The sequence below is a fragment of the Leptospira bourretii genome (assembly GCF_004770145.1).
GTDB lineage: Bacteria > Spirochaetota > Leptospiria > Leptospirales > Leptospiraceae > Leptospira_A > Leptospira_A bourretii.
Genome location: NZ_RQFW01000016.1, coordinates 295,748 through 306,757 on the forward strand (window position 1 = coordinate 295,748; position 11,010 = coordinate 306,757).

Consider the following 11,010-nt stretch of genomic DNA (forward strand, 5'->3'; position numbering starts at 1 on the left):
AAAAAACCCGGGCGTTAAGCGCCGGGTTCTAAAAAAGACTTTTGCCAATTCTATTTTGAAAATTGGTAATTTTGGTTTCGTTGGAAACTAAAGTCCTAAACTGCGACCAATGATTTCTTTCATAATCTCTGTGGTTCCTGCATAGATAGTTTGGATCCTTGCATCGAGGTAGGCTCTTGCAATTGGATATTCCATCATATAACCGTATCCACCAAAGAATTGTAAACACTCATCGGTATGGCGTTTTTGCATCTCTGTTGTATACCATTTACACATAGAGGCTTCGGCAGTTGTGTTTTCGCCTTTCATATGTTCCATGACCACTTTGTCACAGAACACTTGTGCCATTTCCAGTTCCGTTGCCATTTCCGCCATTTTGAATTTTGTATTTTGGAACGAACCAATCTTTTGACCGAAAGCTTTTCTTTCTTTGATGTATTGGAGGGTTAAGGATTGGACAAGTCTTGTTGCTTCCACAGCGGCCACAGAAAGAACCAATCGTTCCTGTGCTAGTTTTTGCATCAGGTAACGGAAACCTTGTCCTTGTTTTCCGATGAGGTTTGATTTGGGAACAATCACATCGTTGAAATACAATTCAGAAGTATCTTGGGCTTTGAGTCCGATTTTATCTAAGTTACGTCCTCTTTCAAATCCTTTCATTCCTTCTTCAATCATCACAAGGGATATGGTTCCATTATCATGTTTCACTGCAGTGATGATAAGATCTGCCAATTGTCCGTTGGAGATAAATGTTTTTTGTCCGTTCACCACAAAGTGGTCACCTTTGTCGACGGCACTTGTGCGAAGGGATTTTAAGTCAGATCCAGCACCAGGTTCAGTCATCGCAACCGCTAAGATAGATTCACCAGTAGCGCATTTCGGAAGCCAACGTTTCTTTTGTTCATCACTAGCAAAAGCAGAGATATAAGGAGCGATGACATCGTTATGAAGGGAGATAAAAAATCCACTATTTCCCACACGAGAAGATTCTTCGATGATGATGATGTTATAAAGAAAGTCGGCTCCAGAACCACCGTATTCTGCGGGTACATCGGGACAGAGTAGGCCGTTTTCACCCGCCTTTCTCCAAACTTCTTTGGGTACGATATGGTTTTTTTCCCATTCTTCGTGGTGTGGTTTTACTTCTGTTTCAAAAAATTTCCGAGCCATCTCGCGGAATTGATGGTGTTCTTCAGTAAAGGGGAGGATACGCTCCATATGATTTGTGACTCCTTGATATGGAAATGTTACAAAAATGGCGAATTGAGGTCAATTATAAACAGTGTTCAGCTTCATGTAGACACCGGGATTTTTCTTGATGTATTGGATGGCATCTTCTTCGGAAAGGACATAGAGTTCTGTTCCCGGCCAGGCCACAAAGCTGAAATTGGAAGGAAGGTTTTTGGTGAGAGAATAGATTTCCCCAACAAAGTCCCCGGCACCCAGCTCCCGGATGGTTTTGTGGTTTTGCATGACCACAACCGTTCCCGACCTAACGATAAAGGCATTGTGAAAGGTTTGTCCTTCTTCTATGAGGGCCGCTTCTTTTTTCACAGTTTCCAGTTTGAGAATGAGTTCGAGTTGAGTGACTTGGTAGCTGGTAAGTCCACGGAATGTTTGGGACTCGGTGAGGGTTTTCCAAGTATTGGTCTCTCGGATACTATTCAGTTTAGTTAAGTTTTCGTGGAGTTTGGATCCGCGGATGAACTGGAAAAATCTGGTTTTTTCAATGGTAAGGGCGAGGACATCTGTTTCTGCATAAACATCCGCTTGGCGGGCCGTATCTAAAATTAAAGATGCTTCCCCAAAGTATTCATAAGTTCCGTATCGTTTGACTGCGGTTGGATCTCCCGACAATCCTTCAAATCGAACATTCCCCGAAGCAATGATAAAGAACCTGTCCCCGTGAGTTCCTTTTTTGATGATCTGTTCCCCTCGGCGAAACTTTTCTTCCTTTACGATTTGTAAAAATTCTTTGGCCTTCTCAATCGGGAATCCTGAAAAAATATCAATCTGCGAAAGAATTTCTAAAAGTTGAAAAGCCTCTTGGTGTTTAGGGGGAGTGATTTCCGGATACAAAGTATTTTCAATTCCAAACTTAGCAAGTGTAAGGTGGTTTCCTTCTGGCATATCTTTGGCAGCAATATGATAGACTGTGATTCGTTTTTGTACTTCTTCTGGTAAAGATGCCAGGTAACTAATCTTTGTATGAAGAGGAGGAACACCAGCTTCGTGGTAAATGATTTTACGATCCCAAGGAAAATCTTTTAGAAACTGGTATCTTGTTTCTGGAAATACCCCTTTTTTGTACATTTCATCCAAGGCATCTGGGTCATTTAGGTGGTCCGAAGTATAATAAAAGGACTGGTCTTGGAAAAAGAATTCAAATCCCACGGATGGAATGGAATGGAGTGCGTAGTGAAAATAAAATTCCCCACCGTTAATGATGGTAGGCCTTCCAATGACAACAGGTATAAAATCAAATAGGTCTGTGATTTCACGGCGCGGAATCTTTGTGAGACTACAATATTTTTTGAGAAAGGATTCCATCACAGTGGCAGTTGCATAGATCGTGATTTTAGATTCTTCTAAAATCTTTTGGAAAGTTCCCGCATCATGGTCGGCATGACAATGGGTGAGGATGATGGAGTTGATAAACTTCGGATTGACATTGGATTCTCGTAACCACTCGGTTGAGTTCACCGGTGGGTCCACCATAATCCCTTGGCCATTCAACCAAATGATAAATCCAGAAGTATTGTCTGTAGGATCAAACCCGTGCGATGGTCCTAGACAAGTGATTCCAATGAGTGGTGGTTGGAAAGGTTCTTCGAGTCTTTTTCCAATATCGTACTTCACATGGAAGTCAACTTCACCTGGAGTTTTGATATGTTTCTCTCCGTCCACAATGAGAAACTCATTGGAGGGAAGTTGTTCAATGGTGATCTTTCCAAACTTGGCTTTGTGGTTTTCATCAAAGAGAACAAACTCAACCACTTCTTCCATTGTTTTGTAACTCCGGAAATGGGCCATTTCTGCTTTGATATCGGGAAAACCAAAACTTTCGGTTCCATCGATAAACTCGGATGCGAGGTTTAGTTCTTGTGGACCCATAAGAGATTCCCCAAGAACAATGGTTAGCTGTTCTTTTTGTTCAGGAGAACAAACGATAAAAGTCTTTTTGCCACCCCGAAAGAAGAAATTGAAGTAAATGGGGAATTCTAACTCCGCTATGGAGATGCCTTTTTCGACATGAAAGAATTTATTAGGAAGAACAAACACCAAAGGGGTTTTCTTTTCGAGCCCCATGGTGTCTTTAATTGTTTCCGGAGGGGATCCAATTTGGATATACCCTTCGGATGTATCGACTAAATATCCCCCTCTAGGGAGAGCGGTAAAACCATTCGGTTCAGAACTGACCATTAGGGGATAATTTATTTCCTACTTGTGATTTTCTATAAATTTTTTAATTTGTGGTTTTGGTAAAGCACCAATTGCTTTATCCACTAAAACTCCGTCTTTATAGAGAAGAAGGGTAGGGATGGACTGGATTCCCAATTCCTGAGCCGTCTTCTGATTGAAATCAACATTTAGCTTTGTAATTTTGATATCAGCCATTTCTTGTGATAATTCATCAAGAACAGGAGCCACCATGCGACAAGGTCCACACCATTCCGCCCAACAATCCACGAGTACTACGCCCTTAGCAGTTTCTGCTTTGAAATTGGCGTCTGTGACTTCCGTTAGTGCCATATTTCGATATCTCCTTTTGAAAAGTATTGCCCTTTCTATAAACTAGACTGGGGATTCTGGGGAAAAACGTCGATTATTGTTTCTTTTTTTTCTTTTTATCGTCTGATTCGAGGTCGGTAATTTTTTGTTGGAAAGACTCAATGAGTGTTTTTGTTTTTTCCAAATCCTCATTTTCGCCAGTAATTTGGAAAATTTTGCGGTTCATCTCTAACATTTCAACAGAATGTTTCAAATCTGTGGAATCTTGTGTAGACATTTCAAATTTTGTCCTATAATCCTGGGCTGCTTGGTTAGCAAGTTCAATGACAAGATTGAAATGTTCTTTGCGAATATAGTAATACGGATTTTCTAAATCTTGTTCTCTTTCATAAGCAATGAAGTCAAAAAGATTTTTTGTACAAGCTGCCACTCTGAAATTGATATCTGGCCAAGACCATTTCCATTTGGAGTTAGTTCCAAAAGCTGTGATTGTCTTTTTCATAGCTTGGATTAGGCCTTTGATAAGGTTCAGTCTTTGAGTAGGAGTAAACCTTTCAATCTTTGCCAATTGTTCTTTGTTTTCGGATAGAGAACCGTCTACGTTGTTTCCCACAGTTTTTTCAATATAGGAAATACAGTTATAAATTTCCTTTCTTGCTGTTTCCAAATAGTTGTTGTTATTGATTTCTAATATCGCCGTAGAAAGTTCATTGATCACAATACAGGTGTTAATTGTTTTGATGGAGTTGATGGCGAGGGAGAGATTAAAATAAGGCTCCATATCCTTACTTTTTTTGGCCTGTGCCTTGAAGATATTGGCTTCTTTTTTCAGTTCTTCTAGGTAGTTTTTGAAATCTACCAGTTTGTCGTTGAAATCAGCCTTTTTTTCCTTTGTGATCGCCATGGTCTGGTATCATTTTCGGCAGATCCGAGTGGATTTGTCCATAAAAAACGTCGACCCGGCGGGTAACTTACCGAAACTGGAATAGAATGGAAAATTCACCACGGAAACAAAGGGATCTACTCGATCTCCTCGACACCTACAAATACATGAACCAGGCAATTTTCTGGGATTTTTTGGATTTGGATGGTCGTTGGGATTTTGCAAACGGTTGGTTGCATTTGAACCATCCGGAAGACGAGTGGAGGGTGAGGGCTTCGGAACAATTTCCCCCCATCCGCCCGGAAGGCACTGACCACTAAAAATCCAAATGGATTTTAAATGGCCAGTTGTCGGAACTCCAAGACCAAACCTGGTCTTGGAAACAATCACTTAATAAGTAATTCTTAAATCAGAGATATCGATGAACTTTCTAAAAAGAAGGCTATTGGTTGGTTTTTTTGTATCAAAAACCAAAACTGCCACTTTGTTGAAAGAAAGGAAGTTGGGACGGTATTGTGTGTAATGGTGGCTTGTAATGGTTGTACGATATTTGTTATTGTAGATCGTATAGGTATGTTTGGGAAGAGTTTCATGCACTTGGCGTTTTTTCTCATCCTCTGTTTGTGCCACATAGTTATACATCACTTGTTTTTCTTTGGAAGGACCTGTTTCACCAAATAATGTGAATGGAAGTGCTTTTGCATTGTTTTTACAAAGATAATCCACTACTTCTGTAAACGTTGGCTCTGGCATCTCTGCTTCGAACCCTGCGTAGTGACGTTTTTCTACTTCTGCTTTTTTCTTTGCATAAGTTTCTTCTCCCCAAATTTCTTTGGCAGTCACAGGAGTCGGCATTACATTGGAAAAGTATAAAGTTCTTTCATCCTTTTCTGGATCGGCTTTTCTCCAAGTAGGATAAGGAATTAGTTTTCTTTCATCTGGATTGGAACGGTCTCCCTCAAATCCAGCAAGAACATAGATCGCATATTCATTGTTTTCTGGAACTCTGGATTCTAATTCCACTTGGACATCCAAAAATTCACCTTTTCCTGTATCCGCATGTCGCCTAACAAAGTTTACACCTTTTAGGCGAATCCTTGCATCATACATAGAGAGTGGATACAAGTCACGGTTGTCTTTGGAAGAGGCAACTGCGTTCCCCGTCCCTTGGGTATTCCCCGATTCTTGGGCAAAGAGTGCGCAAGTGAGCAGGGTGAATGAAATGGCAAATATTGTTTTGTTCATGTTCCGACTACCAATTTGGTTTATACAGATAGTATCGAAGAAAAGCCCTGGAAAAATTAGGGAAATTAGGCTTTTTTCGGGCGATTGTTCTCATCCACGAAAACTACTTTGGGTTTGTAATCTGCGGGAAGGTCTTTTTCATCTACCTGGCCGTAGGTAATGATGATGACTTTGTCCCCTTTCATTCCAAGCCTTGCCGCTGCTCCGTTCAAACAAATGGTTCCCGAACCTCGTTCCCCCACGATTAGATAGGTTTCGAACCGGGCCCCGTTATTTACGTTCACGACGCTGACTTGTTCATAGGGCTTCATTCCTGCCAAGTCCATTAGGTCTTGGTCAACCGTGAGGCTACCTTCGTAGTGGAGTTCCGCCTCAGTGACGACGGCTCTATGGACTTTGCCTTTGCAAACAGTGATGATCATTCTGACCTCTCAAATAAAACTCTAAACATTTTGCCCGATAGATTCAAAAGGCTTTTTTGGACAAGAACATGGATTTTCGTATTGATCCGATCCACAGAAAATGGGATCGCATCGAAGAGCGGGGTGACTACGTAGTTTTCATAAAGATTGGGATAATGGCGATTTTCATCTACCACTCGGCCACGGAATGCTTCCACCACCTTCATCATCACTCGTTTGTCTTCGCGAGAAAGAACAAGTCCTTCCAACGGCTTTAAAAAACGCAAAGTAAACCCTTGGATTCCATTTCCTTCAATTTTGGGAATGGCATCGATATGGCCATTTTCTTTCAAAAATAAAAGTGCTTCGTTCAGTTTGACGGGGTAAGGGGAGTCTTCTAAGTGGATATAGTCTCCTCTTGTGATCATCTCCGCATGTTTTTGGAAATGAACACCATCCGCATAGTAGAGCAGTTTCGCCAAATCCAGGCGAGCTCTCCCATTGGGTGATTTTTCGAGGATCCAAAGGATCGCATGACAAAGTTTCTCCATCGAAAAGGACTTCCTTCCTACCTGTTTCCTTCGATCGTTTCGTACCAAAGATACGTGAAATTCCAGGAAAATTCCAGGAAAAATCGAAGGGAATCCATGCTCTTTTTAGAACACAGTCCATGTTTGACAGGGGGCATTGGTGCGAAAGCGGAAAATCTTTTGGTTTCACCCGCACATCTTTCCTCTCTCGGTGTGGAGCTTGTCACTTTGTCTCGAGGGGGAGATTTTACGGCCCATGAACCGGGCCAAATTGTGGGGTATTTACATATCGATTTGAAAAAAAGGAACTTAAGTTTGGGTGATTTTTTACATATCTTAAACCATAGTTTGGTGGCATCGATTGAAAAAACTTGGGATTTGATTGTGGAAGAAAATCCGAAAGCACCTGGCCTTTATACTGTAGAGGAGCCCAAACGGAAATTGGTTTCGGAAGGGATCTATGCGAAGTCCTATTTCACAAGCTTTGGGTTTGCCTTAAATGGTGTGAACAATCTCTCTACCTTTTCTCTCATCAATCCTTGTGGGGCCAAGTCAGAAGATATGACCTCCCTCCTTCGGTTGGGAAAAGATAAGGATTTCCCGAAGAAACGAAAGGAGTTTGTCCTAAATTTTACGCAAATCTTCATAGACCAACTCCCTTAATTTCCTTTGTATTTTCCTCTGTAAATCTTGGGATTTGGCCGAAAGGTATAAGGGGGATCTATGAAATATTCACGTTTTTTTCTATCCTTTATTCTTTTCTTTTTCCTCTGTGAAACCTTGGCACTCAGTGCTGTGGTTTGGACTTTTTATGAATCTTTGCAAAATGCTCTCACCCAAGAACAATTTGTTTCTGACCATAGAGCTCGTGATTTAACCATGGCGTTGGCAAAAAGTTCGGAACAAAGGCTACAGAACGAAGGTTATGTGGAACTGGAAAAAATGTTCCATCGTTATGTGGAACAATCTAAAAATGATCCCGAAGAGTTTTACATCAAAAAGATCAGTTTGTATTCTGTGGATGCCACTCTTCTTGTTTCTACGGATACCATTTACACTCCAGAGGAATTAAAAAATAGAAAACCCGATGAGGCACTCCTTCATTCCACTTTTTTCAAAAAAGGGATTCGGATGAAAAAATGGCAATGGTCAGAACCAGAAAACGGAGAGAACCCAATCCTAAATTCCAAACGAGATCCGAAAGTTAGGTCTGGGTTTGAATGGGTACTTTCTTATTTGCCACTTGCCAAATCAAACACAGTCAGACTCACTTCTCCACTTTATAAACCAGGAACACTTGATGTTTCGGGGCTTGTGATTTTAGTATATGAAAGAGGAAACTTAGGCTTACTCTTTGAAAACCAATGGAAACTTGTGGAATGGATGGTTTTCAATTATGTTGTTTTTGCTTTTGTTGTCAGTTTGATTTTAACAGGTGCTTTTGTGATCTATACAATGTTAGTGGCAAGAGACTCTTCTGTGACCCCAAAAGAATCTACGAATCTCCCTCTTTTTGAGAAAAAAACAATCGAAAGAAAAGTTTCGGAAATAGAACCGATTGTGGATTTAACAGAAAACCCAGGGCAGGTGACTACTTCTGGAGAAGAGAGTGGTGTAGAGATTTTGTCTGAAGGACCACTTGTTTCAAATGTTTCTCCAGATTCCCACCAAACACCGATTCGCGATGCGATCTTTTTAGGATAGATTATGGAACCAAAAGACAAAGTATTTTCCATTCAGTTGAAAGGTGGTTTGGACGGAACCAGTGCGGAAGATTTTTATCGATATTTCGAATCACAACTGAACAAGGGATATCGTAAGTTTTTATTTCAGTTTGGGGCATTGGATTTTATCACTTCCAATGGAATCAGTGTATTGGTTAAAATTCATAAACAAACTAGAAAACTGGGAGCCGTGTATTCTATTTACGGAGTGAAACAGGAAATCGAAGATGTCCTAGGCCTCGTGGGACTTTTTGATAAATTACCGATCTTTCGTGACCATACCCAAGCCGAAGCATTTTTATTACAGGCAGAACTAAGACAACCAGTATCAAGGGAACCAAAACCATCTGATTCAGAACTAGGCCCGAGTCCCACATCTTTCAAAGAAGAAAACAGAATCAGGTTTTATTTTACTGGAAAATCTAAGGGCGGTGATCCTTCGATTGGTTCTAAAGAACCGGTTTCTCAATTGGAATCCATACCCGAGGTAGAGGAAAATCCGAACACTTTGCAAAAGAGTTCTTCTCCTATGGAATCATTATTGGAAGAGAAACTGAATAGCCTTCGGTTGGAAATCAAAGACACTCTCAACCACGAGTTAGAAAGGCGATTTGCGGTTTATAAAACAAATCCCGAAATCCAAGAAAAACCAATCACAATCCCAAGTTATATCCAATCCAAAACAAAACAAATGGAGGCGGTGGAGCGGATCATCCAATGTGAAGTTTGTGGGACAAGATTACGAATCCATAAGTTTGGAAAACATGAATGTCCCGGATGTTCCACGCAGTTCCAAATGAGTCCGAGTGGTTCTATCCGTTTTCTTGAAAAATTGAATCCCATCTAAAACCTGGTCTTATGACAAAACAAGCCAAGGGAAATGAGTCAAGTGCCAAGCGGTCACTTGCTCTTTCGTTTTACACTTTTTTATCCCGGATTTTGGGTCTTGTTCGTGACCATTTTATGGCTGTTAGTTTTGGAACCGGTATGGTTGCTTCCGCTTTTAGTGTGGCCTACCGCCTCCCGAATATGTTTCGGAACTTACTGGCAGAAGGAACTCTTAGCCAATCCTTTATGCCTATTTTTTCTGAATACGAAAAGATAGGTGTAATGGATGCCCGTGTGATGGCGGGAACCGTTCTTAGTTTCCTTTTCCTTTGTTTGTCTTTATTTGTGGCTTTGTTTTGGTTTTTTGCTGCAGGTTTTTTACCCGCACTTGTGGGTGGGTCACCTGAATATGGAACACTTGTCGTTGAACTTTCGTTAGTTTTGTTTTTTCTCATTATGACTGCTAGTTTGTCTTCGATTTTTATGTCGATTTCTAACTCGCATCATAATTATTTTGTTCCTTCCTTATCTCCCATCATCCTTAACTTTAGTTATTTGATAGTTTTTATTTTTATATTTCCTTTTTATCATGAGATTCGGGATAAAGTTTTTGTTCTTGCTTATGGAATTGTGACAGGCGGGGTTTTACAACTTCTCGTCCAGGCTTGGTATGTGTACAAAAATGGATATGGTCCAATCTTTCGTTTGAATTTGAAACATCCTGCCATTCGTAAAATCTTTAAATTGATGTTACCAGCAGCCCTTGGGGGAAGCTTTTATCAAATTGGACTTCTTGTAGATATTTTCCTAGCAAACTACATCCAAAACCAAAACCCAGGACTTGGGGCTGTGGTGAGTTTGGATTATTCCCAAAGACTTGTCCAACTTCCGACTGGAATCATTGGAGTGGCCCTTGCGACGACCATCCTGCCTTCCCTTTTGAAAGACCTTCGAGAAGGAAGAGAAGAAAATGTTCCCAAAGAAATATCTGATGTATTATCGTTTGCATTTTTTTTAACACTACCAGCAAGCATTGGTTTGGCGGTTCTTGGGGAAACAGTTTTGGATTCGATTTATTTCGGGGGACGTTGGGACCATTTAGCAACGATCACTGCTTTTTATCCTTTGGTATTTTATTCTTTTGCGATTCCGTTTTATAGTATCAATAAAGTTTTGGTTTCTTCCTATTACGCTTTTGCTGACACAAAAACTCCATTAAGAATCCAATTGGTTTCTTTTTTCCTAAGCATTTTGGTGAGCATTGGGCTCATGTTCTTTTTGAAACATTCTGCCATTGCTTTGGCCTCGGCTCTGAGTGCTTCTGTGACCTCTTCCTTATTATTGTATTATTTGAAATCCCACCAAGTGAAAATTCCATTTCTAACTGTATGGTTTCGCATTTTGAAAATGGTGCCTGCACTCTTTGGGCTTTTCCTTTGGTTAGTGTTCTCTGAATGGGTAACAAAACCCATCTTGGTTTCGTATCTATCCGAAACGTTAGGACTTGGTTTTGCCAATGTGAGTCGGCTTTGTCTTGTGGTTTCGATTCTCCCAGCAGTGATCATTTATTTTACGGTGGCAGGGATTACAAAACTACCTGAAGCAGATATTATTTTGGGAAGGTTTTTTAGAAAGTTACGAAAAAAATCCTCTTAAAGAATTTGACA

The 11,010-nt window shown here is 40.6% G+C and carries 12 protein-coding genes; 5 read left to right on the forward strand and 7 right to left on the reverse strand.

The window, feature by feature from the left end; translation table 11 throughout:
- Window positions 1–87 precede the first annotated feature (87 nt).
- The 4 genes from EHQ47_RS11690 to EHQ47_RS11705 all read right to left on the reverse strand — a co-directional run bounded on the left by EHQ47_RS11690 (window position 88) and on the right by EHQ47_RS11705 (window position 4,636).
- Window positions 88–1,218, reverse strand: coding sequence for an acyl-CoA dehydrogenase family protein (locus EHQ47_RS11690; RefSeq protein WP_135694998.1), 1,131 nt, complete (start codon window positions 1,216–1,218; stop codon window positions 88–90).
- 51 nt (window positions 1,219–1,269) lie between these two features.
- Window positions 1,270–3,423: a cAMP/cGMP-dependent 3',5'-cyclic-AMP/GMP phosphodiesterase gene (locus EHQ47_RS11695; RefSeq protein ID WP_135748461.1), complete on the reverse strand. Its 2,154-nt coding sequence runs from the start codon at window positions 3,421–3,423 to the stop codon at window positions 1,270–1,272.
- 18 nt (window positions 3,424–3,441) lie between these two features.
- On the reverse strand, window positions 3,442–3,753 hold the full coding sequence (trxA, locus tag EHQ47_RS11700; protein WP_004786415.1) for a thioredoxin: 312 nt from the start codon (window positions 3,751–3,753) through the stop codon (window positions 3,442–3,444).
- Between the two features lie 73 nt (window positions 3,754–3,826).
- Entirely contained in the window at window positions 3,827–4,636 is an 810-nt protein-coding gene (locus tag EHQ47_RS11705; protein ID WP_135748463.1) for a hypothetical protein, read from the reverse strand.
- An 86-nt stretch (window positions 4,637–4,722) separates the two neighbouring features.
- Between EHQ47_RS11705 and EHQ47_RS11710 the strand changes: the two genes are divergently transcribed.
- Window positions 4,723–4,935, forward strand: a complete 213-nt coding sequence (locus tag EHQ47_RS11710; protein ID WP_004787634.1) for a hypothetical protein — start codon at window positions 4,723–4,725, stop codon at window positions 4,933–4,935.
- A 70-nt stretch (window positions 4,936–5,005) separates the two neighbouring features.
- Here the strand turns inward: EHQ47_RS11710 and EHQ47_RS11715 are convergent, their stop codons facing one another.
- The 3 genes from EHQ47_RS11715 to EHQ47_RS11725 form a co-directional block, all read right to left on the reverse strand.
- Window positions 5,006–5,860 carry a hypothetical protein gene (locus EHQ47_RS11715; RefSeq protein WP_135748464.1) on the reverse strand — a complete coding sequence of 285 codons (855 nt, stop codon included), beginning with the start codon at window positions 5,858–5,860 and terminating at the stop codon, window positions 5,006–5,008.
- A gap of 65 nt (window positions 5,861–5,925) precedes the next feature.
- Window positions 5,926–6,282, reverse strand: a complete 357-nt coding sequence (gene panD / locus EHQ47_RS11720; RefSeq protein WP_004785828.1) for an aspartate 1-decarboxylase — start codon at window positions 6,280–6,282, stop codon at window positions 5,926–5,928.
- The gene (locus EHQ47_RS11725) at window positions 6,279–6,812 is read right to left on the reverse strand and encodes a type II toxin-antitoxin system antitoxin SocA domain-containing protein (RefSeq protein WP_135748465.1); all 534 of its coding nucleotides are present in this window, start codon (window positions 6,810–6,812) and stop codon (window positions 6,279–6,281) included. The genes panD and EHQ47_RS11725 overlap by 4 nt, the downstream gene beginning before the upstream one ends.
- Here EHQ47_RS11725 and lipB point away from each other — a divergent pair.
- The 4 genes from lipB to murJ are packed head-to-tail and all read left to right on the forward strand — an operon-like array spanning window position 6,795 to window position 10,999.
- The gene (gene lipB, locus EHQ47_RS11730) at window positions 6,795–7,454 is read left to right on the forward strand and encodes a lipoyl(octanoyl) transferase LipB (protein ID WP_135748466.1); all 660 of its coding nucleotides are present in this window, start codon (window positions 6,795–6,797) and stop codon (window positions 7,452–7,454) included. The two genes, EHQ47_RS11725 and lipB, sit on opposite strands and share 18 nt — an antisense overlap.
- Before the next feature lie 60 nt (window positions 7,455–7,514).
- Window positions 7,515–8,495, forward strand: a complete 981-nt coding sequence (locus tag EHQ47_RS11735; protein WP_135748467.1) for an LIC_12071 family protein — start codon at window positions 7,515–7,517, stop codon at window positions 8,493–8,495.
- A gap of 3 nt (window positions 8,496–8,498) precedes the next feature.
- On the forward strand, window positions 8,499–9,362 hold the full coding sequence (locus EHQ47_RS11740) for an STAS domain-containing protein (protein WP_135748468.1): 864 nt from the start codon (window positions 8,499–8,501) through the stop codon (window positions 9,360–9,362).
- Between the two features lie 11 nt (window positions 9,363–9,373).
- Window positions 9,374–10,999, forward strand: a complete 1,626-nt coding sequence (murJ, locus tag EHQ47_RS11745) for a murein biosynthesis integral membrane protein MurJ (RefSeq protein ID WP_135748469.1) — start codon at window positions 9,374–9,376, stop codon at window positions 10,997–10,999.
- Window positions 11,000–11,010 lie beyond the last annotated feature (11 nt).